Origin of the sequence: Aeromonas sp. S5(2024), assembly GCF_041403025.1 — a bacterium.
Taxonomy (GTDB): Bacteria; Pseudomonadota; Gammaproteobacteria; order Enterobacterales; family Aeromonadaceae; genus Aeromonas; species Aeromonas hydrophila.
In genome coordinates, this window is the sequence record NZ_JBGLRI010000002.1 from 451,808 (window position 1) to 473,790 (window position 21,983).

Below are 21,983 nucleotides of genomic sequence, written 5' to 3' on the forward strand. Positions count from 1 at the left end.
GGCGGATAGTATGGGCCCGATACGACAGTATCGGGCCTTTTTTATCGGAGGGATCCTTTTGCTGATCAATGGAATACCGACAGACAGCGTTTCCGCCATGGATCGTGGCCTGGCTTATGGCGATGGCCATTTCACCACCTTGCTGGTCAAGGATGGTCGCCCCGTCTGGTGGCCGGCTCACCTGGCACGGCTGCAGCAAGCGAGCGCCAGACTCGGCCTTGCCGAGCTGGACTGGCAACAGCTTGGTGACGAGGTCGCCGGGATGGCTCGCGACCAGACGCTGGCGGTGATCAAGGTGATGCTGACCCGAGGCAGTGGTGGCCGGGGGTATGATGGCACTGCCTGCCATGCGCCGACCCGGATCCTGTCGCTGGCCGCTTACCCGGCCCACTACCCGGCGTGGCAGCAAACCGGTATTCCACTGCTGGTGTGCCAGCAACGACTGGGCGACGCCCCCATGCTGGCGGGCCTCAAGACCCTCAACCGGCTGGAGCAGGTGCTGCTGAAAAGCGAACTTGCGGCGCGTTCGGGAGTCGAAGGTATAGTCTTGAACAGCCGGGGATTTCTGGTAGAAGGGGTCAGTGCCAATCTGTTTTGGCGCCGTGGCAGAACGGTGTTTACGCCGGATCTTGCCCACTGCGGCATAGATGGCATCATGCGGCGCCAGGTGATGGCGATGCTAAAACAGATGAGCATTGAACTGCGTGTCGTGGAGGCTCCGCTGGAGTCACTGTGGCAGGCCGAAGAGGTATGGTTGACCAATACCCTGATGGGCATAGTGCCGGTGACCGGCATCGGGGAGACCCAATATGCCAGTCCGGTATTGATCCGCCGCTTACAGGAGCGTTTGGTCATTGAAGTTTAATCGGCTTTACACCCTGCTCGCGGGCGCGGCGCTGACAGTTGCCGTGGCCGGGGGCTATGTACATTACAAATGGCAGCAGGTGGAGACGCTCACCAACAAGGGGCCGACCCGCCTCTTCACCGTCGAGAAGGGGGCCCATGCGGCGCGCCTGATCGCCGAACTGGGGGAGGGGGAAACCAGCCCCTGGGCGGTGCGGCTCTGGCTGCGCGGTCACCCCGAGCTGGTTGCCATCAAATCCGGCACCTATGAAATCAAGGAAGGGGCTCCCCTCAAGGAGACCCTCTCCCTGTTCGCCTCCGGCAAGGAGTTTCACTTCAGCCTGACCTTCGTCGAAGGATCCCGTTTCGAGGATTGGCTGAAGCAGCTGGCCAGCGCCCCTTATTTGGAGCGCTTGACGGTGGAGCAGAGTGAAGCGGATCTGGCCCAGGAGCTTGGTATCGACAATGGCAAGCTGGAGGGGTGGTTCCTGCCGGAAACCTACGCCTATACCACCCATGCCAGCGATATTTCCATCCTGCGCCGCGCCTATCAGGACATGCGGGCCTTCCTGCAGCAGAGCTGGGACAAGCGCCAGGCCAATCTGCCTTACAAGACCCCTTACGAGGCGCTGATCATGGCCTCGATCATCGAGAAAGAGACCGGTCAGCCGGAAGAACGGGCCCAGATTGCCTCGGTGTTCGTCAATCGCCTGCGCCTTGGCATGAAGCTGCAGACCGATCCCACCGTCATCTACGGGGTGAAGGACAGGTATGATGGCAACATCCGTCGCAGCGACCTGACCGACGTGAACCCCTACAATACCTATGTGATCGACGGCTTGCCGCCCACGCCCATCGCCATGCCGGGCAAGGCTTCCATCGAGGCGGCGCTCAACCCCAAATCAACTGACTACCTCTATTTTGTCGCCAAAGGGGGCGGTGCCCACTACTTCTCCAAGACCCTCGATGAACACAATCGGGCGGTCCGCGAATACATATTGAAGAAACCCTAATGTCTAAATTTATCGTGATTGAAGGACTGGAAGGAGCAGGGAAGAGCTCCGCGGTACGTTATGTGACCGACTATCTGCATGGCCACGGCGTGGCGCGGATCGAGTGTACCCGTGAACCGGGCGGTACCCCGCTGGCCGAGCGGATGCGAGCCATCGTCAAGGAGGTGCACGACGAGCGCCTCACCATCGAAGCCGAACTGTTGCTGATGTACGCCTCCCGGGTCCAGCTGGTCGAAACCCGCATCAAGCCGGCCCTGGCCGACGGCATCTGGGTGGTGGGCGATCGCCACGATCTTTCGTCCCAGGCCTATCAGGGCGGTGGCCGCGGCATCGATGCCAATCTCATCGGCGCCATCAAACGGGCCGTGCTCGGCGACTTCAAACCGGATCTGACGCTCTATCTCGACATCGATCCCGCCATCGGCCTGCAGCGGGCCCGCCACCGCGGTGAGCTGGACCGGATCGAGCTCGAGCAACTCAGCTTCTTCGAACGTACCCGCCAGCGCTATCTGGAATTGGCTGCCGCCGATGAGTCAATCAAGGTGATCGATGCCGGCCAAGCGCCGGAGCAGGTCAAGGCGGCCATCGAGACTGCATTGGCCCACTATCTGAAAGATGAGCCCTCATGTATCCCTGGTTGATCCCGGACTGGCATGCCTTGAGCCAGACCGCCGCGGCCGGTCGACTCGGTCACGCCTGGCTGCTGCTCGGCGACCCCGGTCTTGGCAAGGAGCAGCTTGCGGAACAATTGGCGCGCTTGCACCTCTGCCATCGGCCCGATCGGGGTGAGCCCTGCGGTCAATGTCACTCCTGCCAGCTGTTTGAGAAGGGCCATCATCCGGATCTCGGCACCCTGACGACGGAGAGCAAGACCATCGGGGTCGAGGCCATTCGCGAGATCTGTTCACGGCTGCAGAATTCGGCCCAGCTTGCTCGCGGCAAGGTGGTGATCATCCCGGATGCGGAGCGCATGACGGAGTCGGCCGCCAACGCCCTGCTCAAAACCCTTGAAGAGCCGGCCGGCGACAGCTTGCTGCTGCTGATCGCCTCCCAGGTTTCCCGCCTGCTGCCGACCATTCTCAGTCGCTGTCACAAACATGTCTGCCAGTTGCCTGCCGAGGGTGAGACGGTGCGCTGGCTGGCCGAGCAGGGTCATCAGGCCACGCTGGCCCAGGTACGGATCTGCCAGGGGGCGCCGCTGCGGGTGCTGCGCTATATCGAAGAGCAGCAAGACAGTGCCCGCCGGGATCTGCTGGAGAGTTTTCTTGCACTGGCACAGACGCCGACCCGGGCCAACCACGTGTGCGGTCTGCTGGCGACCGATACCCAGGTCAGGCTGCACTGGCTGCAGCTGTTCTTGTGCGATGCCCTCAAGACGCAGGCCGGTTGCGGCCATCATCAGCTGGCGATGCCGGATCTGACGGCGCTGAGTCAGCAACTGGCCGAGCTTCATTCCAGCGAGAAGCTGCTGGAGGCGGAGCAACAGCTGGTCGAGCTGAAGATGGCCTGCCAGCCGGGGCAACTCTCCAATCCCACCATCCATCTGATGAACTGGCTGACTCGCTGGTTATAGATCTAGCTACAAAGGTTTTATATGTTACTCGTTGATTCCCATTGTCATCTCGATCGCCTGAGCTATGGCAGCAAGCAGACCAATATGGCCGATGTGCTGGCCAAGGCCGCCGAGCAGGACGTGGGATATTTTCTGTGCGTGAGCGTCACCCAGGCGCAGTTCCCGACCATGCTGGAAGCGATCGCCCCTTATCCTCAAGTGTTTGCCTCCTGTGGCGTGCACCCTCTCAATCAGGAACCTGGCGTCGATGCCGCCTTGTTGCTAACCCAGGCGGCAGATGAAAGGGTGGTGGCCATCGGCGAGACCGGGCTTGACTATTTCTATTCGCCGGAGAACAAGGAAGTACAGCAGGCCTCCTTCCGCGAGCATATCCGGGTGGCCCGCGCCCTGAACAAACCCCTCATCATCCACACCCGCGATGCTCAGCAGGATACCCTGCAGATCATGCGCGAAGAGGGGGCCGAGCAGGTCGGCGGGGTGTTGCACTGCTTCACCGAGTCGCTCGAGATGGCGGAGGCGGCCATGGCGATGGGTTTTTATATCTCCATCTCCGGCATCGCCACTTTCAAGAATGCGGCTGCTCTGCAGGCGGTGGTCAAGGCGCTGCCGCTGGAGCGGTTGCTGGTTGAAACCGACTCACCTTATCTGGCGCCGGTTCCGCACCGGGGCAGGGAGAACGAACCGGCCTTCGTGCGCGACGTGGCCCAGTTCATCGCGGATCTGCGGCAAATGCCGCTGGCCGAATTGGCCCAAGTAACCAGTCACAACTTCTTCGAGTTGTTCAAGTTGGCAAAGCGATAACAAACAACGCCCCGCATAGCGGGGCGTTTTACTATGACAATCAACACTTATCATGACCCATCCCAAAACGATCATGGCAGATCGTTATCTCTCACTTGGTGTGGTGGATGCTGATGAGATCAAATCCCCAACCGTGATAAAACGGAGCAAGGATGAGAGGGAATTGAGGAATAAATGAGGGGGCAGAAATAGGTTAAAAGCATTCTTCATAAGTATCGATAATATTCATTATCGATACTTGATAGATCTGCAAGATCCTGTAAGATCCAACGAAACTCCGCATTAAATCATAGAGTTAAGTGAACTACCCACACATCCAGGCCCAAACTCAACAGGCTTTGCAGAGTGTCTTCGATCCTCAACTGAACAGCCGGGCCAGACGCTTCCTGCGCAGCGCCAAAGCCGATTCCACCCTCAATGCCTATCAGGCCGATACCCGCATCTTCGTATTCTGGTGTCAGCTGCATGGGCTCGATCCGTTGCAGACCACCCATCATCACATCATGAACTTCCTGGCAGATCAGGCTGACGGCATCCTGGCGGACTGGGTCTGGCTGGACAAGGAAGAAGGGAGGGGGGAGCTGTGTAACGGTGAACCCCGTAAACCGGCCACCCTGGTAAGACGGCTCGCCGGCATTCGTTATGCCTTCAAGCAGAAGGGGATCCACCCCATGCCGACCGAGCATGCAGAGATAAAGGAGATGATGCGGGGCATAGTGCGGCTCGGTGACAACCGCAAACGCAAAACGGGGGCGCTGACCCTGAAACCACTGGCCTGTGTGCTCGATGAGATCGACACCGGCAATCTGGCAGGGCTGCGGGATTACACCCTGTTGTTGCTGATGTTCAGCGGCGCCTTGCGACGCTCGGAGGCCGCAAGAATTGAAGTGGATGATCTCGACTTTGTGGGGCAGGGAATCCGTCTTCGGCTCAAACCCAGCAAACATCAGCTCCATGAAACAGAGATCGCCCTGGTGCCCGGCAAACAATATTGTCCGGTGTCGGCACTGGCGCGCTGGCTCAAACAGAGCAGGATCAGCGAAGGCGCCCTGTTTCGCCGGATGAATCGCTGGGGTCAGCTCATGCAGGAGCCGCTCGGTCCACAGGGTATCAACCTGATGATCAAGCGGCGCACCGGTCAGGCCATCGACGATCTCCAGGTCAGTGGCCACAGTCTGCGCCGCGGCTTCATCACCTCGGCGGTCACTGCCGGCAAACCGATGAACAAGATCATCGAGGTCACCCGCCACAAGGACATCCGCACCTTGCAGGAGTATTTCGACGATGCCCACAAGTTCTCGGATCACGCCCTGGATGGCTTGCTGTAATATAACCGCGTCACTAATATTTTTATGTTAAATGATATCTTGTTGATCCAATGATATATTTGCAGCGCACTGAGCTCACCCCATCAAGAGGGGGAGAGTCAGGCTCCTCACGTTCGTCAGCGGATGGTGAAGAATCGATGAGAGATAACAGGCGATAAAAATCAAAGTTGCAAGGTGATATGAGCCAGGAAATGAAAGTGAGCAGTGCGCAAGACAACGCCGAGCGGCAGCGCCAGCACGTGAAACGCAAGCAGGAAACTCACAGCCGATTGCAATGCTGGATCAGCAATCGCCACGCCGAACGGTTGGCCATGCTGGGGTTGCAGCTCGAAGACAGCCAGGCTTCTCTCATCGAGCAGGCCATCGATCTGCTCTATCAACATGAGCTGCAACAGGAACAAGCCGCGCCGCATGTCGAAGTACCAGAGCCGGCAGAGGTGCTCGAGTAAACGCACCGGCGGCATGGTGCCTAATTGCTACATGCGAACTGCGAGCATAAAAAAAGCCAGGTACGAATTCCTTGTACCTGGCATAGGGGAATTGGCTCCTTGCAGAGCCGTGCGCTAACTGGTGTTCGGATAGCCTTAAGCTTAGACAAGGCTCAAGGCTTTTCAAGATCCACGTAAAAGTTCAACCGGAGTGTGGGTTTTACTGCTCCGAGAACACTCGTTACACAAACAGATTGTTGTCGCGCACCAGCTCGCGGGGCAGGGCATTTTTGACCCGGCTGCCCACCCATTTCCCCATGCCCAGGGTGTGCCCCTGATAGCGGACGATCACCTCGCCAGTGCCGGCGGCTTGCTCCGGCCACACATCCCGCCCCATCATGAACTCCCGTGCATCAGCTATGCCGAGCTCCACGAATCCCTTGCTCGCACCGTCGCCATAGGCCAGCGCCCACTCATGGGTCAGTCGATAACCCTTCTTGAAGGTCTCCGCCAATTTCAGCCCGATGCGATCGAAGCGCAGCTTGCCCTGTACCTGTTCGAACAGCTGGGGGAAGAGCCAGATCTCCTCGCTGCGGCCAAACAGATTTCCCTGCGGCACGACCCCGAAGGCGGCTTCAATCTCGCGCAGCATGGGCTCTGACTCTTTGGCCGGCAGCGGCGAGAAGGGAAATTTGCCGAGCTTGCCCGGTTTGAACATGGTGTTGGGTACGGAGTGGTGCTTGCGCAATCTGGCAACGAAAAAGCCTTCACTGTCGAAGATTTGGGGCCAAACGTGCAGGTATCCTTCCGGCGTGCAGGCCTGCTCTGCAGCGGGGAAGAGATCGGCCAGCGAGTCAAAGCTGAACGCATCGCCGAACTTGTCCCGCAGTGACTGACAGACGGCCTGGTTCTCCCGCAGGCTCAAGGTACAGGTGGAGTAGACCAGCACGCCGCCCGGTTTGAGGGCATGAAAGGCACTCTCCAGCAAGCCTTGTTGCACCGCCGCAATCTCGTCGATGCTCTCGAGGCTCCAGTTGCGCAAGGCGTCTTCGTCCTTGCGCACCGTCCCCTCACCGGAGCAGGGGGCGTCGAGCAGGATGGCATCGAAGGTTTCCGGCAACCACTGGCCGAAGACCTTGGCATCAAAATGGGTCATGCCCACGTTGGTCACGCCGCAGCGCTGCAGATTGGCGCTGAGCACCTTGAGCCGGCTGCTGGAGTACTCGTTGGCAACCAGCATGCCCTGGTTGTTCATCAAGGCCGCGATCTGGGTGGTCTTGGAGCCGGGGGCCGCCGCTGCGTCCAGCAGCATGCCATCGCACCGGGTCTGCTCGCAGGCAAACAGGGCGGTGACCGGCAGCATGGAGCTCGCCTCCTGAATGTAGAAGAGGCCGCTCAAATGCTCGGCGGTGTTGCCAAGAGGCACGCTCTCGTCTTCGCGACTCAGCCAGAAGCCGGTGTCGCACCAGGGCACGGGATCGAGCTGCCAACCGAGCGGCTGCATCCGCGCCACAAACGCCGCCACCGAGATCTTCAGGGTGTTGACCCGGATGCTGCGCCGCAGCGGTCGTCGACAACTGGCCACGAACTCATCCATGGAGAGGTGCGCCGGCATGATGGCCGCGATATGACGCAAGAAGTGATCGGGAAGATAGGTGTTGTCGTGCACGGTGCAGTCTCGTTGACCGAAAAAGAGGGGCAACATCTTATCACAAGGGTAGGAATATTCTGAAAGCGCGGCCGGTAAAAACAAGCCCGGCACAGTGCCGGGCTTGGGTGAACGTGGGTGAGGGGAGAGATCAGGGCTGGATGCGGGGGCTCCACTCCTGCCACTCTTTTTCCGCCTTGGCATGCAGCGGGTAGCTGTGGCCGGCCTTGACGGTCGGCCCCATCTCTTTCTCTGGGGTGTTGAAGGCGATGCCGCCGGCGAGCAGGCTCTGCACCGTCTCCACCTCGATGGTGCCACCGGTCAGGCCGATATCCGCCTTGACCCCGGAGACGTTCCAGAAGCGGGAGTTGGCCCGCACCAGATGGGCGTACTCCTGCTCCACGTTGACGTCGATCAGCACCTCGCTGCCATCGCGGGCCAGCGCCACCTTGGTCACGCTGCCCACCACCATCTTGCGAAACAGCAACGGGCTGCCGACGCTCAAGCCGTTGACCGACGCGCTCTTGAGGGTGAGCGCCAGACCGGCCGGACCGCTTTGGCTGAGGGGGAAGCGCTCCTTGCCTGCACCCTGACCGGGCTGCGCCTCCACAAAGGCGCCCTTGATCAGGGTATCGAGGTGGGCCACGCCGCCCAGCCCCAGCTTGGCCTGGACCAGGGTAAAGCGGGCACCAGACTGCAGGAAGCGCGCGGCATACTGGCCATCCAGCTCGGCCTTGAAGATCACCTGGCCCAGGGTCGGCTCCAGCTCAATCTGTTCAATCTTGCCGATGTCGACCCCGCGGTAGCGGATCGGGCTGCCTACCCCGAGTCCCGGGTTGCTGTCGGCCACCAGGGAGAGGGTCCGTACCTTGGCCTTGGCCTGCTCCTTGCTGTCAAACAGCTGGTGACTGCTGCGACCCGTACCGAGCCGATCGAATTCGATGGCGCCGCGCAGCAGGGTGGCGAGGTTCCCCACCTTGACCTGCACGCCATCCACCCGCACCCGGGTATCCAGCGCCGGCTTTTTCCAGAATTGCGGCTGCTGCTCCAGCAGGGGGGCATAGACAGCGGCGATCTCAAGCTCGATCTCCACCCCCTCCTTGGCGGCGCGCAGCGCGTTGACCTTGCCAGCCTCGAGCCCCAGATAGAGCACGGGGGAGCCGATGCCGATGCCGTCAGCCTGCTCCGCCTTCAACACCCAGCGACGGGGCTTGGCATCCCGGGTACCGAGCAGGGCCAGCTCCTGGCTGGGATAGAGCCGGTTGACCCGCTCGCCGGCGGGGGCCTGCACCAGCTTGATGCCGCCGCCAATCCAGGCGCTGGCCGGGCTGGTTTCCACCTTGATGCCGCTCAGGTCGGCATCGATCTGCAGCGGCGCCGCCCGATAGAAACGGGCCCGGTTGAGCAGATGCTGATACTGGCTCTGCACGACCAAGGCCACGCTGGCGTTGCCGCCGCCATCCAGGGTGAGCTGGTTGATCTGGCCCACCTGCAGGCCCTTGTACCAGAGCGGCGCCCCTTCGTTGAGGCCGGCCAGATCGTCGGCCTGCAGCACCAGCTTGATGCCGCCCGGTTGTTCTTTGCTGCTCAGGGTCATGGCCTTGACCCGCTCGCCCGCCACATAGTCGAGGCGAATGGCCGGGCCCGCCAGCAGGCGATCCGCATGCTTGATGCCACCGGCACCGAGGGAGACGCTCTCCCACACCAGACGGCTGTTGCCGGTGATCCGAAACGCCTGCTCCGGGTTGATCAGCGCGGTCACCACCCGGCCCTTGTCGGTCAGACGAATGGGGTCGATGCGGCCAATTTCGATGCCTTCGAACAGGATCGGCATCCCCTCCTTGATGGGCAGATCCCCCGCCTGGATGTCAATTCGCTCGCCGCGGGCCGCCTCGGCCAAGCCTTTGTAGAGGGTAAACACCTGGCCTTTCTCCGGCTCCGGAGAGTCCTTGGGAGAGTCGAAGGCGATGCCGCCGCTCAGGATGGAGGTAAGACTGCCGGCCTCCACATTGACCCCGGCCAGGCTGAAGGAGCCCTTGATGCCGCTGATGTTCCAGAAGCGGGTGTCGGCCTTGATGAGGTGCTCAAAACGCGGCTCGATCACCAGATCCAGGATCACGTTCTGGTTCTCTTCGCCAAGGCGGGTGTTGATGACGCTGCCCACCTCGATGCCGCGAAAATAGAGCTTGGCGCCGATGCCGACCGAGCCGAGCGAATCGGCGGTCAGGTGCAGCATTCGTCCCTGGGCCTGATAACCGGGGGGAGGGCCGTCCAGCGCATCGAACTCCTCCTGCAGCGGGTTGTTGTCCCGCCCGGGCTGCAGGTTGATGTAGTTGCCGGAGACCAGGGTATCGAGGCCAGAGATCTCGGTGAGCGACGCCTTGGGGCTCACCAGCCAGAAATCCGAGCCTTTGCGGATGAGCGGGCGGGCCCGGCTGTCAATCTTGGCCAGCACGGCTATCTTGCGGCCATCCTCGGCCAGCTCCAGCTCCTGCACCACCCCGATGGCGACCCCCTGATAACGTACCTGGGTCTTGCCCGGCAGGATACCGTTGCCCTGGGCGAAGTTGATGCGGATCAGCTGGCCACTGCTGGCAAACTGCTGGTAGATGAAGCCCCCCGCCAGCAACAGGGCGATAAAGGGCAGCAACCAGACGGGTGACAACCAGCGACGCTTCTCAATGACGGGTTCAGCCCCGATCATACCGACTCCTTAATTGGCTGAGATAAACAGCAGTTCAGATAAAGACAAACAGTTTCAGGCATATGTGATGGCCGACCCTAGCGGGCCGCCTTGTCCCACAGCAGACGCGTATCCAGCATGCGAGCCGACATCATGGTCAGCACCACCACGCCGGCAAAGGCGGTGGCGCCGGGGCCGGCCCGTACGTTGAGCAGCACCCCGCGATCCACCAGGGCCACCATCAGCGAGATGACGAACAAGTCCAACATGGACCAGCGGCCGATGAAATCGATGATGCGATACATGATGAGCTGGCGTTTGCGGCGCACCGGCTTGGTTCGCTGCAGTTGCCAGCAGATCCAGCCTAGCCCCAGGATCTTGCCCACCGGCACTATGATGCTGGCGGTGAGGACGATGGTGGCGATGCCCGACATCTTGCTGCGATAGAGCATCATGATACCGCTGAAGATGGTATCGGACTGCAACAATCCCTTGTTGTAGAAATGGGTGATGGGCAGCAGGTTGGCGGGCAGCAGCATGAAGCTGGCCAGCGCCAGCAACCCCCAGGACCAGGCCAGGGAGTGGGGAATGCGCACCTGCAGCCGGCTGTGGCAGCGAGGGCAGACGCTGCCCGCCTGATAGCGCACCAGCAGGCCGCAGGTGTGGCAGCGGCAGAGCCCCAGTTCACGGGCGCTGGTCTGGAACATGGTCCGGCTCCTCCAGCGGTACTCGCTCCCAGTAGGGGGCCGGGTCAAACAGGATCAGCAGCGTCAGGTTGAGCAGCATCAGGATCCCCAGGTTCAACAGACCGCCGCCGAGGCGCACGTCGGCGATGTCGATCAACTTGAACAGGGCGACCAGCAGGCTGACGATGTAGACCTCCAGCATGGCCCAGTGACGAAACACCTCCACCGCCTTCAGGGTCGGCGCCAGTATTTGCCAGCGTTTGGCAAGGCCCGAGGCCAGCGCAAAGATCCCGAGCAGCAAGCCCACTGGCGCCAGTACGGCGCACCAGAACACCAGCCCCGCCACCCAGATCTCGTGTTCGAGCAGCAGCACCATGATGCCCTTGAGCAGGTTGGCGTCCGAGTTGACGCCGGCCAGGCGCAGGTAGATCAGCGGTTCGAAGAAGGCGGACGGGAGCAACAGAAAGCCGGTGATGGTCAGCGCCATCAATTGGGAGGGGCGAAATGCATAGCGCCCGTACAGATGCTGGTGACAGCGGGGGCAGTGGGCGTGGCGCCTCAGCGGCAATAACTTGCGTTCGATCAGCAAGTCGCAAGCCGGGCAGACGATCACGGGATTGAGATCCGACATTACGTTTCAACCTGTTGAAGGAATTGGTGAAATTTACCCTAAAAGCCGCGTCCTGTCTTGCCTGGCGGGGGCATGCCACGAAAGTATGATTGACGTTAACGTAAACGTGATATTAGATAGTCTCACCAGACAAGTGAAAGGAGTCATGATGTCCAGCCTTACCCCCTCGGCAGGCCTGCGTTTTCGCACCGCCCTCGCCAACGAACGCCCCCTGCAGATCGTCGGCACCATCAATGCCTACATGGCACTGATGGCGGAGCGCAGCGGCTTTCAGGCCATTTATCTGTCAGGCGCCGGCGTTGCCAACGCCTCCTATGGCCTGCCGGATCTCGGCATGACCTCCCTCAATGACGTACTGATCGATGCCGAGCGCATCACTGCAGCCACCCGTGTGCCATTGCTGGTCGACATCGACACCGGCTGGGGCGGGGCATTCAACATCGCCCGCACCGTGCGCGCCTTCGAGCGGGCCGGGGTGGCCGCCGTGCACATGGAAGATCAGGTGGCCCAGAAGCGCTGTGGCCACCGGCCCAACAAGGCGGTGGTCTCGCAGGAGGAGATGTGCGATCGCATCAAGGCGGCGGTGGATGCCCGCGAGAATGGCGAGTTCGTCATCATGGCCCGCACCGATGCGCTGGCGGTGGAGGGGATTGGCCCGGCGCTGGAGCGCGCCGCCGCCTACGTGGCCGCCGGGGCCGACATGATCTTCGCCGAGGCGGTGACCGAGCTCGGTCAGTATGACCTGTTCAAGCAGGCGGCCGGGGTCCCCATTCTCGCCAACATGACCGAATTCGGGAAAACCGAGCTGTTCGACAAGGAGGCGCTCGCCGCCCACGGCGTCGACATGGTGCTCTATCCCTTGAGTGCCAGCCGGGCGGCCAATCAGGCGGCCCTCAACGTCTATCAGCACCTTCGCCAGGATGGCCATCAGCGGGCCGTCGTCGACACCATGCAGACCCGGGAGTCGCTCTACGACTTCCTCGGTTATCACCACTACGAGCAGACGCTGGACCGTCTGTTTACATCCAGGGACTAGGAGGAAAGGCAATGGGACAGCAAAAACCGTTGGGTGGCGCCGGCCTGCGTGGCCAGAGCGCGGGGGAGACCAGCATCTGCACCGTGGGCAAGAGCGGCACCGGGCTCACCTATCGCGGCTATGACATCCAGGAGCTGGCCGATGGCGCTCAGTTCGAAGAGGTCGCCTACCTGCTGCTCAAGGGCGAGCTGCCGGACGAGCAGCAGCTCGAGGATTACAAGCGGACGCTGCGCAGTCTGCGCACCCTGCCTGCCGCCCTGCTGGAGGTGCTCGAGCGCATTCCCGCCGACGCCCATCCCATGGATGTGCTGCGCACCGGCTGCTCTATGCTCGGCGATCTGGAGCCGGAAGATGGCTTCGAGCACGAGCATGAAGTGGCGGATCGGCTGCTGGCCGCCTTCCCGGGCATTCTCCTCTACTGGTACAAATTCAGCCACGACGGAGTACGCATTCCCCTCGACACCGATGAGGAGTGCATCGGCGGCCACTTCCTGGCGCTGCTGCACCAGAAGGCGCCGAGCGAGCTGGAGCGCCGGGTGATGCATGTCTCCCTCATTCTCTACGCCGAGCATGAGTTCAACGCCTCCACCTTTGCGGCGCGGGTCTGCGCCTCGACGCTCTCTGACATGTTCTCCTGCGTCACCGCGGCCATCGGCACCCTGCGCGGCCCGCTGCACGGTGGCGCCAACGAGGCCGCCATGGCGATGATCGAACCCTGGCAGGATGAGGCCCAGGCTCGGCGCGAGCTGCTGGCCAAGCTGGCGGCCAAGGAGAAGATCATGGGCTTTGGCCACGCCGTCTATCGCACCTCGGATCCGCGCAACGTCATCATCAAGAACTGGTCTGCCAAGCTGGCCGAGGCAGTGGGCGATGACCGGCTCTATCGCGTCTCCTGCGAGGCGGAGAAGGTGATGTGGGAAGAAAAAGAGCTCTTCCCCAACGCCGACTTCTTCCACGCCAGCGCCTATCACTACATGGGGATCCCGACCAAGCTGTTCACCCCCATCTTCGTCTGCTCGCGGGTCACCGGCTGGTGCGCCCACGTGATGGAACAGCGCGAACACAACCGGATCATCCGCCCGAGCGCCGACTATGTCGGCCCGGCGCCCCGTCATTTCGTCTCGCTGCAGCAGCGATAAACATGGGCAGCCCTGTCACTCCCTTGCCTTACCCGACCCCGGCAGCACCGGGGTCGATGCGCGCAGACGAGCGGGCAGGGCGCCGTTTCATCACCCTGTTTCATTCACAACAACGATAAGGAAGTCACGATGTCCGCCAACGTCGACGTCAACCACAGACCAGACCCCGATCAGGTGCTGGTCGATATTGCCGATTACGTCTGCAATCACCCCATCACCAGCCAGGCCGCCCTCGACACCGCCCGTTACTGCCTGATGGATACCCTGGGCTGTGGCCTCTTGGCCCTGCGTTTTCCCGAGTGCACCAAACACCTCGGTCCCATCGTGCCGGGCACCGTCGTGCCCTTCGGGGCCCGGGTACCCGGCACCCAGCTCTGCCTCGACCCGGTCAAGGCGGCCTGGGATATCGGCGCCATCATCCGCTGGCTTGATTACAACGACACCTGGCTGGCCGCCGAGTGGGGGCACCCCTCCGACAACCTGGGTGGCATCCTCGCCACCGCCGACTGGCTCTCCCGGACCCGGGTGGCCGAAGGCAAGGCACCGCTCACCATGAGCGATGTGCTGACGGCCATGGTCAAGGCCCACGAGATCCAGGGGGTGCTGGCGCTCGAAAACTCCTTCAACCGGGTCGGTCTCGATCACGTGGTGCTGGTGAAGGTTGCCAGTACCGCCGTGGTGACCCACATGCTGGGCGGCAGCCGCGATCAGGTGATCGATGCGGTCTCCCAGGCCTGGGTCGATGGCCAGAGCCTGCGCACCTACCGTCATGCGCCCAACGCGGGGTCCCGCAAGAGCTGGGCGGCGGGTGATGCCACCTCCCGGGCGGTGCGCCTCGCCCTTATCACCATGAGCGGCGAGATGGGTTATCCCGGCGTGCTGAGCGCCCCCAAGTGGGGCTTCTACGACGTGCTGTTCAAGGGCAACCAGTTCGCCCTGCATCAGGGGTACGGCAGCTATGTGATGGAAAACGTGCTGTTCAAGATCTCCTATCCCGCCGAGTTCCACGCCCAGACGGCGGTGGAGTGCGCCATGAAGCTGCACGAGCAGGTGAAGGGACGCCTCGATGAGATTGACCGTATCGAGCTCACCACCCATGAGTCGGCCATTCGCATCATCAGCAAGGTCGGCGCCCTCAACAACCCAGCCGACCGGGATCACTGCCTCCAATACATGGTGGCGGTGCCGCTCATCTTCGGGCGTCTCATCGCCGAGGATTACGAGGACGCCGTGGCTGCCGATCCCCGCATCGATGGGCTGCGCGGCAAGATGGTGGTGCAGGAGGACAAGCGCTACAGCCGCGAGTATCTGGAAGCGGACAAGCGCTCCATTGCCAACGCCATCCAGGTCTTCTTCAAGGACGGGTCCCACACCGCCAAGGTGGAGGTGGAGTACCCGGTCGGTCACCGTCGCCGCCGCGAAGAGGGGATCCCGCTGCTGGTAGAGAAGTTCCGCCACAACCTGGCCACCCGCTTCCCGGCCAAACGGTCCGAGGCCATCCTGGCCCTCTGCCAGGATGGCAAGCAACTGGCCGCCACCCCGGTGCACACCTTTATGGATCTGCTGGTGATCTGACCGCTCGCCTATCGACACACTGCGATAAACAAAAAGCGGGCCACTCGGCCCGCTTTGTCATGTCTGCCCGCTTGGCTCCCAGGGTCAATCCAGCACTGTGTCGTCGCCCGCCAGCAGCGCCTGCATGATGGCCGTCTCGCGGCTGGCGATGGTCTCGAGAAACTCGTTGGCCCGCCCCATGTGGTGACACACCCGGTAACCCCGTTCGACAAAGGTAAACAGCTCGCCCAGTCCCGCCAGATGAGCCGGCCCCGAGATCAGCTTCAAGGTCGCCCCGAGCAGCGGCTTTCTGGCCAGCCGGTCCAGGGTCATCCCCAGTTCGTTGACCAGTTGCAACTGATGACGGCGACGCGCTTCTTCCCCGACCTCCTGATAGGCGAGGGCATAGGCCTTGGCGTTCAGCCGCGCCATGCTGCCGCCGCGACGCAGCGCCACCACCATCAGGTAGTCGAGCTCCTCGGAGAGGGCATCGAGTTCAATGGCCTGCGCCAGCACCTTGAGACCGGATTCCGGCAACAGTCGCTCGGCGGTCGGCATCACCCGCATCACGTCCGCATCCCGGCGGGCACAATCTCCCGGCCCGTAGAGGTCGGTCAGGAAGAACTGCGCGGCCGGCCCGTAGCGCTTGCTCTCCAGCAGGTCGCGGTGGGTGCGCCCCAGCCGATCGGCCTGCCATTGGCGCAATGCGTCCCTGTCTTGCTGATCCTGCGGATGGGTGCGCATCTGCTCGCGCAGCGCGGCTACCCGGTTGAGCTGGCGATAGAGTCGCGCCAGAGTACTCTCTTCATCCGGTTGCGGGTCATCGAATGGTTGTTGCTGTTGGGTCATCTGCGGCTCTCTTGACCTGTTTCCAATGGCCTGTCACGGATAGACATGACGACAGGCGGCACCTTGCCGAGGCTCGTCACGTGTTGCCGGCCCAGTGTAACGCGGTGGCAGCCCAGGCGGAATCGATGGAGCTTTTGCTCAATGGGCTTTGTTAAGTGAGTCCCAAAAATGTTGCAAATGGCTTTCACTTGTTTGATTCATGTGTTTAATATCAATAAATGTTGTCATCGCTCAGAGAGTTAGCATGTTTCTATACGATCCCCTTGCCGGCAGCAGCCTGTCGACCATCCAGGTCAGCCGCCAACACCCGCTCGGCCTCGCCGGCGCCAGACTGGCCGCCGAAGCCATTGCCCAGGACATGAGCGAAGAGTACGAACTCGACTGCGAGTGGGAAGACGAGGAGGAGACCCGCTTGCTGTTTCGTGGCGCCGGGGTCAACGGCTCTTTGTTCCTCACCGACGATACCCTGTCGCTGGAGGTGCGCCTCGGCCTCATGTTGTTGCCGGTACGCAGCGTGCTGGAGCAGGAGATCCTCGAATACGTCGATCAGCGCCTGCCTTGCCCAACCCGGCGCTGATGAGGCCAATAAATACTGATCCAGCGCAAGAAACAATCATGAAATAACCGATTCCACTATCGTTACCCGGCCTGATATTTATTATTAAAAGGGCCATTCACTCTTTGTTTGATTTATTTTAAGAGGCATGAAAATTGCCTCCATTTTTGTCATGAAACATCATCTTGAATTAATCGCCGTGCAGTTTCACCAACATATAAGTGCTATTTGTTCATTCACTCCTGATCACGCCAATTCATGAAACGGCAGGAGACAAATAACGCGAAACGATAGGGATAATACATGTCTGTGTGTGAACTCATCTCCTGTGTCGATACCGCCTGGCTGCGGATGGACCGGCCCAACAACTTGATGCAGATCGTCGGCGTGCTGATGTTCGACGGTCAGCTGGATGAAGCCATCTTGCGGGAGAGCCTGCTGCACACAGTTCGGGTACAGCCGCGCTTCGGACAGAAGGCCTGTCTGGAAGGGGGCGAATACTACTGGCGCACCGATCCTGACTTCGACCTCGACCTGCACCTCAAACGGGTGATCCTGCCAGGCAAGGCCGGCAAGGTCGAGCTGGAGCGGCTGGTGGCCGATTTTGCCTCCACTCCGCTCAACCACCAGCGCCCGCTGTGGGAGATGCACCTGGTGGATACTTCTCTGGGCGGCCAGGCGCTGGTGGTGCGTTTTCACCACGCCATGGGGGACGGCTTCTCCTTGGTGCGGGCCATGCTGACCATGATGGACGAGAGCCCGGTGGCGCCCCCCAGGCCGCAACCCGAGCCGGTGGCCAACGACGACGGCGACGAGGAGCACGATCAGCAGGGCAGTCGCCTGTTGCGGGCAAGCCTCAAGCTGACCGGCACCCTCTGGTCCAAGTACGTCGAGGTACTGACCCATCCCACCAAGGCGATGGACTACCTCAAGACCAGCCGGGACGTGACCGCCGAGCTTTACACCATCGCCACCCTCTCCGACGATGCCAATACCCGGCTCAAGGGGGAGACCGGCAGCACCAAGCGAGTAGCCTGGTCAGAACAGATCCCGCTGCCGGACGTGAAGGCGGTGGGGCAAGTGCTCGGCTGCTCGGTCAACGATCTGCTGATCGCCGCCACCGCCGGCGCGTTTCGCCACTACCTGCTGGAGCAGGGCGACCAGACCGACATCGACATCCGGGCGCTGGTGCCGGTCAACATGCGTGCCCCGGATGACAAGGGGGCGCTGGGCAATCGCTTCGGGCTGGTGGCACTGGATCTGCCCCTCAACATCGAACATCCGCTGCAGCGGCTCTATGTGGTGCGAGATCGGATGCAGGCGCTCAAGTCCTCCCTGCAGCCGGCGGTGGTGCTCAACTTGCTGGAAGTGATGGGCATGGCGCCCAAGGCGGTGCAGCAGCAGGCCATCGACATTCTCTCGGCCAAGGCCAGCGCGGTCATCACCAACGTGCCGGGCCCGCAGCAGACCCTCTATCTGGCCGGCGCCCGCCTGCGTCAGCCGCTGTTCTGGGTACCCCAGGCCGGCGACATCGCGGTCGGCGTCTCCATTCTCTCCTATGACAACAAGGTGCAGCTCGGCCTCATCACCGACAAGAAGCGGGTACCGGACCCGGATCTCATCGTCGAACGCTTCGCCGTGGAGTTTGAGCAGTTGCTGCTGCTGGTGTTGATGGAGCCGGACCTGCTCTACGATCCCGACATGCTGGATCAGCTGTTGCACGGCTGACCGCGCCACTCCTGCAAGGCAAGGAGCCGGCAAGAAAGGAAGCCTGCAAGAAAAAAAGTGAAAAAGAAAAGAGGCCAACCCAGGGGGTTGGCCTCTTTCATTGCAGCAATGGCTGTCTTACTCGTCCGCCAGCTCCTCACGGGCGGCTTCCACGTCGAGCCGCTCCATGGCATCCAGCGGCTCGCACGCGGCGGCCTCGCCGTAGAGCGCCTCGGCGGCCGCCATCTTGCTCTTGCCGTGCATCATCACCATGGCGTTGGCGTACTCCATGCGGGCGATGGCGGAGTGGGGGATGATGGCCAGCGCCGCCTTGAAGTGACGCTCGGACTCATCCTTCTTGGCGCCGTAAGTGATGCCGCCGATCATGGCGCCCAGCTTGTCGATGATCTCCGCATGCCAGGCACCGAAGGCGATATGGGCTTCCGCGTGATCAGGTTCAAGGCTCAGCGCCTGCTCCAGGCTGCTCTTGATCTTGTCACCGATGCCGATGGAGAGCGCCTTGGAGACCGAGATCACCTGGCTGTAGCGACCCAGCGCCAGAGCGTGGAAGTACCAGGCGTTGACGTTGCCCGGCTGGCGCTTTTGCAGCTTCTCGGCGTTGCTGGCGGCCAGCTCGAACGCTTCGCGCTTGGCATACTTGTCATCCAGCAGGTAGCTGGCGTGGATCACCAGCGCCTTGTTCGCCACGTTGAGGCCATCCTCGCCGGCGCCCAGCCCCAGGCTGACGGCGCGGGCGAAATCACCGGCGTGATAGGCGCGCCAGGCTTCCTGCACTTGTTCATCTTCGGGCCAGGGCTCGGCATCCCCCTGGTGCAGCCGCTCCCAATGCTGCGCAAGGCGCTCCCCGGTATAGTCATAGGCCGCGTCCGGCCAGGGGAAGGGGGTGAAATCGGACAATTTGGGCTGTGAAGTGGTCATATGATTCTCCCTGTTAAAAACACAATCAAATACACGATGCTGTCAGCTCGCCGTGGTGGCGGGCTGATAATGGGTGGCGATGGCATCCAGATCGGCACGGGCATCGGCTCGCAGCCGGGGGGCCACCAGCTGCATCACCTGAAACACCCCGAGCGCGATGTCGGCATCGGCCCGCGGATGCAGCGCCCGCTGGTAGGAGATCCAGAAGGTCCCGACCAGCGCGATGTTGGCGGCCAGCGCCGTCACCTGCGTCTCGTCGCCTTGCAGCAGGCCGCTGCGCCAGAGGCTGTGACAGATGGCGGCGGCGGTCTGCTCCTTGCGCCGCAGCAGGGCCGAGAAGCGCAGCTCCACCTTGTGGTTGCCGCTCATCAGGGTACTGATGTCGTAGTAGAAAAAACGGTACTTCCAGATGAGTTCGAACATCAGGTGCAAGAAGAACCAGATGTCCTCCGCCTCGTTCAACGGCGGGGTAATGGTATCGAGCAGGTGGGCCATCTCCTGTTCGAACTCGCCGAACAGGGCGTTGACGATCTCCTCCTTGTTGTGAAAGTGGTAATAGAGGTTGCCCTGACTCATTTCCAGCTCGGCCGCGATGGCGGAGGTGGTGACGGTCGGCTCGCCCAGCAGGTTGAACTGGGCGAGGGCGGTGGCCAGGATGCGATCCCGCGTGCGCCGCTTGGGTTTGCAGTCCATGCTACTCCTTCGATTGCCGGCGACCCTTGCCGCCATAGCGGCGGGTCAGCCAGTGCTGCAGCTGGGTCAAAGAGGCATCCAGCGCCGCCACCGAGCCGGTGCCCGGGGTCAGCAGGGAACGCTGTTCATCGGCCAGCGCGCTAAGATCCAGTTCCAGCCCATGTCTGGCGAGGATGGGGCCAAGCTCGGCCCGTCGCCGCCAGAGATCCTGGCGGGTATGCTGGAAGGCGTGCTCGCACAGATGGCGCCGATCCCGGTAACTGAACACATTGGTAAAGAACATCTCGCCGTCCGCCGAAGAGGGTTCGAACAGCAGGGCATCCGCGTCGGGATACTGGTGCTTGTAGCGATCCATCCCCACGTGCATGCGCGAGTGGATGATGGCGCGAAACGTCTGGGCCAGCACCACCGGCAGACCGCGGTCCACCAGCTTGGCGGGATGTTCGCTGGCCAGTCCCGCATCGAAGGGCACCAGCGGATTGATGCAAAACACCAGGTCGGCCCCCTCCTGGAGCGCCACCGAGGCGTGCAGCGTCTTGATCAGCGCCCCGTCCACGTAGTAGCGGCCATCGATGAGCGAGGGCGGGAACAAGCCGGGCAGGGCGGCCGAGGCCTGTACTGCGGCGGAGATGGGCACCTGGTCCAGCCCCGGGCTGCCGAAGGCCACCGCGCGGCCGGTATCGAGCTCGGTGGCGATGACGAACAGCCGGCTGGCAAGCTCACGAAAATCGTTGCTGCGACCGGGGCGGGAGAAAAACTGGGTGAGGATCCGATCCACCCCGCGGCTATCGAACATGCCGGTCGGGATCGCTCGGGACAACCCCTGCAACGAGCCGAGCAGGCTCTTGTTCCAGGGAGAGGAGAGGTAATCGGCCAGACAGGTCAGCACCAGCGGCGGCAGCGAGGTGAGCCGGTCAAAATACTCCCCGAAGGCAGGACGCAGCAGGGTGGAGGGGTCGAAGAACTCGCCGGTGTCGTCGCTTAACAGGATCCGCACCAGCTTGTCCGGCGAGATGCCGTTGGCCAGCGCCGAGGCGATCACCGCACCCGAGCTCACCCCCACATAGATATCGGCCTGCTCGAAACGCAGCCCCTTGATGCTGTCGGCCAGGGCGGCGCAGGCTCCGATCTCGTAGATCCCCCCCAGAGGTCCCCCGCCGGCGAGGGCAACCGCAATCGTGCTCATGATTTGCCTCCCTTCTCATGCAAAACCGGCCCAGCAGAGGGCATGGGCCGGTGGATCATTACGCAATCAGAACAAGCCGGTCAGTGGATCAGAAGAGCGTGGTTTCACTCTTCTCCTTGACCTCTTTGGCCACGCTCTCCACTTCCGTTGCCAGTGCTTTCACCTCTTCCTTCACCTTGGCGATGGGGGCGGCAGCTTTCTTGACCGGCGGCTTTTTGGCTGCAACCGGCTTTTTGGCAGCGGCGGCGGCAGGCTTGGCCTCGTCAGCCGGAGCAACCTCATCCATGTCCTGGGCATCGATCAGCTGCTGTACCACCTCGGTCAGCTCGGCCATGCGCTTGGAGAGCTTGTCGATGTCCTTGCGGGTCGGGATGCCGAGGCTGGCGACGGCGCGGGCCACGCGATCCTCGAACACCTGCTCCAGACGCCCCCAGGTACCGGCAGTCTTGTCGGTCATGGCAGCGATCTTCTCGTCTGCGCTCTGGCGGGTACGGGTTTGCAGGGCTTCCCCTTCCTGCACCAGGGCTTCGAAGATTTTACCGCCTTCTTCCTGGGCTTTGGCATAGGCACCCAGACCCGCCAACCAGATCTGCTGGGTGGACTCCTTGATGGTGGAGGTGAGTTGGTTGTCGGTCACCGAACTTGCCAGTGCTTTCAATTTTTTGGCCATGACAATCTCCTTGCTCGTGA

21 protein-coding genes are annotated in these 21,983 nt (G+C 61.9%); 12 read left to right on the forward strand and 9 right to left on the reverse strand.

Annotation, left to right across the window (positions count from 1 at the left end; all coding sequences use genetic code 11):
• Positions 1-10 precede the first annotated feature (10 nt).
• The 7 genes from pabC to ACB032_RS05830 all read left to right on the forward strand — a co-directional run bounded on the left by pabC (position 11) and on the right by ACB032_RS05830 (position 6,007).
• A complete protein-coding gene (pabC, locus tag ACB032_RS05800; RefSeq protein WP_371137547.1) occupies positions 11-865 on the forward strand; it encodes an aminodeoxychorismate lyase in 855 nt (284 codons plus the stop codon).
• On the forward strand, positions 855-1,856 hold the full coding sequence (gene mltG / locus ACB032_RS05805; protein WP_016350715.1) for an endolytic transglycosylase MltG: 1,002 nt from the start codon (positions 855-857) through the stop codon (positions 1,854-1,856). The genes pabC and mltG overlap by 11 nt, the downstream gene beginning before the upstream one ends.
• Positions 1,856-2,497: a dTMP kinase gene (tmk, locus tag ACB032_RS05810; protein WP_049049584.1), complete on the forward strand. Its 642-nt coding sequence runs from the start codon at positions 1,856-1,858 to the stop codon at positions 2,495-2,497. Before mltG ends, tmk begins: the two co-directional genes overlap by 1 nt.
• Positions 2,482-3,429 carry a DNA polymerase III subunit delta' gene (gene holB, locus ACB032_RS05815; protein ID WP_341669825.1) on the forward strand — a complete coding sequence of 316 codons (948 nt, stop codon included), beginning with the start codon at positions 2,482-2,484 and terminating at the stop codon, positions 3,427-3,429. Before tmk ends, holB begins: the two co-directional genes overlap by 16 nt.
• Before the next feature lie 21 nt (positions 3,430-3,450).
• Positions 3,451-4,230, forward strand: coding sequence for a TatD family hydrolase (locus ACB032_RS05820; RefSeq protein ID WP_201973691.1), 780 nt, complete (start codon positions 3,451-3,453; stop codon positions 4,228-4,230).
• Positions 4,231-4,616: 386 nt separating this feature from the next.
• Positions 4,617-5,558, forward strand: a complete 942-nt coding sequence (locus tag ACB032_RS05825) for a site-specific integrase (protein ID WP_371137604.1) — start codon at positions 4,617-4,619, stop codon at positions 5,556-5,558.
• A 179-nt stretch (positions 5,559-5,737) separates the two neighbouring features.
• On the forward strand, positions 5,738-6,007 hold the full coding sequence (locus tag ACB032_RS05830) for a RepB family protein (protein ID WP_062726108.1): 270 nt from the start codon (positions 5,738-5,740) through the stop codon (positions 6,005-6,007).
• Between the two features lie 220 nt (positions 6,008-6,227).
• On the opposite strand, the gene rsmF is transcribed toward ACB032_RS05830, so the two are convergent.
• The 4 genes from rsmF to ACB032_RS05850 all read right to left on the reverse strand — a co-directional run bounded on the left by rsmF (position 6,228) and on the right by ACB032_RS05850 (position 11,634).
• The gene (gene rsmF, locus ACB032_RS05835) at positions 6,228-7,655 is read right to left on the reverse strand and encodes a 16S rRNA (cytosine(1407)-C(5))-methyltransferase RsmF (protein WP_371137605.1); all 1,428 of its coding nucleotides are present in this window, start codon (positions 7,653-7,655) and stop codon (positions 6,228-6,230) included.
• A gap of 130 nt (positions 7,656-7,785) precedes the next feature.
• Complete coding sequence (locus ACB032_RS05840; protein WP_371137548.1) at positions 7,786-10,338, reverse strand: MlaD family protein; 2,553 nt, start codon at positions 10,336-10,338, stop codon at positions 7,786-7,788.
• A 77-nt stretch (positions 10,339-10,415) separates the two neighbouring features.
• Positions 10,416-11,024 carry a paraquat-inducible protein A gene (locus tag ACB032_RS05845; RefSeq protein ID WP_371137549.1) on the reverse strand — a complete coding sequence of 203 codons (609 nt, stop codon included), beginning with the start codon at positions 11,022-11,024 and terminating at the stop codon, positions 10,416-10,418.
• Positions 11,002-11,634: a paraquat-inducible protein A gene (locus ACB032_RS05850; protein ID WP_371137550.1), complete on the reverse strand. Its 633-nt coding sequence runs from the start codon at positions 11,632-11,634 to the stop codon at positions 11,002-11,004. The genes ACB032_RS05845 and ACB032_RS05850 overlap by 23 nt, the downstream gene beginning before the upstream one ends.
• Positions 11,635-11,782: 148 nt before the next feature.
• Here ACB032_RS05850 and prpB point away from each other — a divergent pair, with 148 nt between their 5' ends.
• The 3 genes from prpB (at position 11,783) to ACB032_RS05865 (ending at position 15,384) form a co-directional block, all read left to right on the forward strand.
• Positions 11,783-12,670, forward strand: a complete 888-nt coding sequence (gene prpB / locus ACB032_RS05855; RefSeq protein WP_024945212.1) for a methylisocitrate lyase — start codon at positions 11,783-11,785, stop codon at positions 12,668-12,670.
• An 11-nt stretch (positions 12,671-12,681) separates the two neighbouring features.
• Positions 12,682-13,809 (forward strand): 2-methylcitrate synthase, encoded by a 1,128-nt coding sequence (gene prpC, locus ACB032_RS05860; RefSeq protein ID WP_113995007.1) that lies wholly within the window; start codon positions 12,682-12,684, stop codon positions 13,807-13,809.
• Between the two features lie 129 nt (positions 13,810-13,938).
• Positions 13,939-15,384 (forward strand): bifunctional 2-methylcitrate dehydratase/aconitate hydratase, encoded by a 1,446-nt coding sequence (locus tag ACB032_RS05865; RefSeq protein ID WP_139750241.1) that lies wholly within the window; start codon positions 13,939-13,941, stop codon positions 15,382-15,384.
• An 84-nt stretch (positions 15,385-15,468) separates the two neighbouring features.
• Here ACB032_RS05865 and ACB032_RS05870 read toward each other — a convergent pair whose 3' ends face one another.
• Positions 15,469-16,212: a hypothetical protein gene (locus tag ACB032_RS05870; RefSeq protein WP_139750242.1), complete on the reverse strand. Its 744-nt coding sequence runs from the start codon at positions 16,210-16,212 to the stop codon at positions 15,469-15,471.
• A 199-nt stretch (positions 16,213-16,411) separates the two neighbouring features.
• Here ACB032_RS05870 and ACB032_RS05875 point away from each other — a divergent pair, with 199 nt between their 5' ends.
• Both ACB032_RS05875 and ACB032_RS05880 read left to right on the forward strand, forming a co-directional pair.
• The gene (locus tag ACB032_RS05875; protein ID WP_029303024.1) at positions 16,412-16,789 is read left to right on the forward strand and encodes a polyhydroxyalkanoic acid system family protein; all 378 of its coding nucleotides are present in this window, start codon (positions 16,412-16,414) and stop codon (positions 16,787-16,789) included.
• Between the two features lie 282 nt (positions 16,790-17,071).
• Positions 17,072-18,496 carry a wax ester/triacylglycerol synthase family O-acyltransferase gene (locus tag ACB032_RS05880; RefSeq protein WP_139750243.1) on the forward strand — a complete coding sequence of 475 codons (1,425 nt, stop codon included), beginning with the start codon at positions 17,072-17,074 and terminating at the stop codon, positions 18,494-18,496.
• A gap of 117 nt (positions 18,497-18,613) precedes the next feature.
• Here the strand turns inward: ACB032_RS05880 and ACB032_RS05885 are convergent, their stop codons facing one another.
• From ACB032_RS05885 to ACB032_RS05900, 4 genes are all read right to left on the reverse strand, one after another.
• Positions 18,614-19,414: a hypothetical protein gene (locus ACB032_RS05885; protein WP_139750244.1), complete on the reverse strand. Its 801-nt coding sequence runs from the start codon at positions 19,412-19,414 to the stop codon at positions 18,614-18,616.
• A 42-nt stretch (positions 19,415-19,456) separates the two neighbouring features.
• A complete protein-coding gene (locus ACB032_RS05890; protein ID WP_016350698.1) occupies positions 19,457-20,107 on the reverse strand; it encodes a TetR/AcrR family transcriptional regulator in 651 nt (216 codons plus the stop codon).
• A gap of 1 nt (position 20,108) precedes the next feature.
• Positions 20,109-21,293, reverse strand: coding sequence for a patatin-like phospholipase family protein (locus tag ACB032_RS05895; protein ID WP_045789864.1), 1,185 nt, complete (start codon positions 21,291-21,293; stop codon positions 20,109-20,111).
• An 88-nt stretch (positions 21,294-21,381) separates the two neighbouring features.
• Positions 21,382-21,963: a phasin family protein gene (locus tag ACB032_RS05900; protein WP_371137551.1), complete on the reverse strand. Its 582-nt coding sequence runs from the start codon at positions 21,961-21,963 to the stop codon at positions 21,382-21,384.
• Positions 21,964-21,983 lie beyond the last annotated feature (20 nt).

Bases quoted from the DNA above. Each gene is read 5' to 3' on its own strand.
- ACB032_RS05850 (WP_371137550.1), bottom strand. From the start codon at position 11,634: ATGTCGGATCTCAATCCCGTGATCGTCTGCCCGGCTTGCGACTTGCTG.
- ACB032_RS05890 (WP_016350698.1), bottom strand. From the start codon at position 20,107: ATGGACTGCAAACCCAAGCGGCGCACGCGGGATCGCATCCTGGCCACC.
- prpC (WP_113995007.1), top strand. From the start codon at position 12,682: ATGGGACAGCAAAAACCGTTGGGTGGCGCCGGCCTGCGTGGCCAGAGC.
- ACB032_RS05900 (WP_371137551.1), bottom strand. From the start codon at position 21,963: ATGGCCAAAAAATTGAAAGCACTGGCAAGTTCGGTGACCGACAACCAA.
- ACB032_RS05875 (WP_029303024.1), top strand. From the start codon at position 16,412: ATGTGTTTAATATCAATAAATGTTGTCATCGCTCAGAGAGTTAGCATG.
- ACB032_RS05895 (WP_045789864.1), bottom strand. From the start codon at position 21,293: ATGAGCACGATTGCGGTTGCCCTCGCCGGCGGGGGACCTCTGGGGGGG.
- ACB032_RS05840 (WP_371137548.1), bottom strand. From the start codon at position 10,338: ATGATCGGGGCTGAACCCGTCATTGAGAAGCGTCGCTGGTTGTCACCC.
- tmk (WP_049049584.1), top strand. From the start codon at position 1,856: ATGTCTAAATTTATCGTGATTGAAGGACTGGAAGGAGCAGGGAAGAGC.
- ACB032_RS05885 (WP_139750244.1), bottom strand. From the start codon at position 19,414: ATGACCACTTCACAGCCCAAATTGTCCGATTTCACCCCCTTCCCCTGG.
- ACB032_RS05845 (WP_371137549.1), bottom strand. From the start codon at position 11,024: ATGTTCCAGACCAGCGCCCGTGAACTGGGGCTCTGCCGCTGCCACACC.
- ACB032_RS05830 (WP_062726108.1), top strand. From the start codon at position 5,738: ATGAGCCAGGAAATGAAAGTGAGCAGTGCGCAAGACAACGCCGAGCGG.
- ACB032_RS05870 (WP_139750242.1), bottom strand. From the start codon at position 16,212: ATGACCCAACAGCAACAACCATTCGATGACCCGCAACCGGATGAAGAG.
- holB (WP_341669825.1), top strand. From the start codon at position 2,482: ATGTATCCCTGGTTGATCCCGGACTGGCATGCCTTGAGCCAGACCGCC.
- prpB (WP_024945212.1), top strand. From the start codon at position 11,783: ATGTCCAGCCTTACCCCCTCGGCAGGCCTGCGTTTTCGCACCGCCCTC.
- pabC (WP_371137547.1), top strand. From the start codon at position 11: ATGGGCCCGATACGACAGTATCGGGCCTTTTTTATCGGAGGGATCCTT.
- ACB032_RS05865 (WP_139750241.1), top strand. From the start codon at position 13,939: ATGTCCGCCAACGTCGACGTCAACCACAGACCAGACCCCGATCAGGTG.
- ACB032_RS05880 (WP_139750243.1), top strand. From the start codon at position 17,072: ATGTCTGTGTGTGAACTCATCTCCTGTGTCGATACCGCCTGGCTGCGG.
- ACB032_RS05820 (WP_201973691.1), top strand. From the start codon at position 3,451: ATGTTACTCGTTGATTCCCATTGTCATCTCGATCGCCTGAGCTATGGC.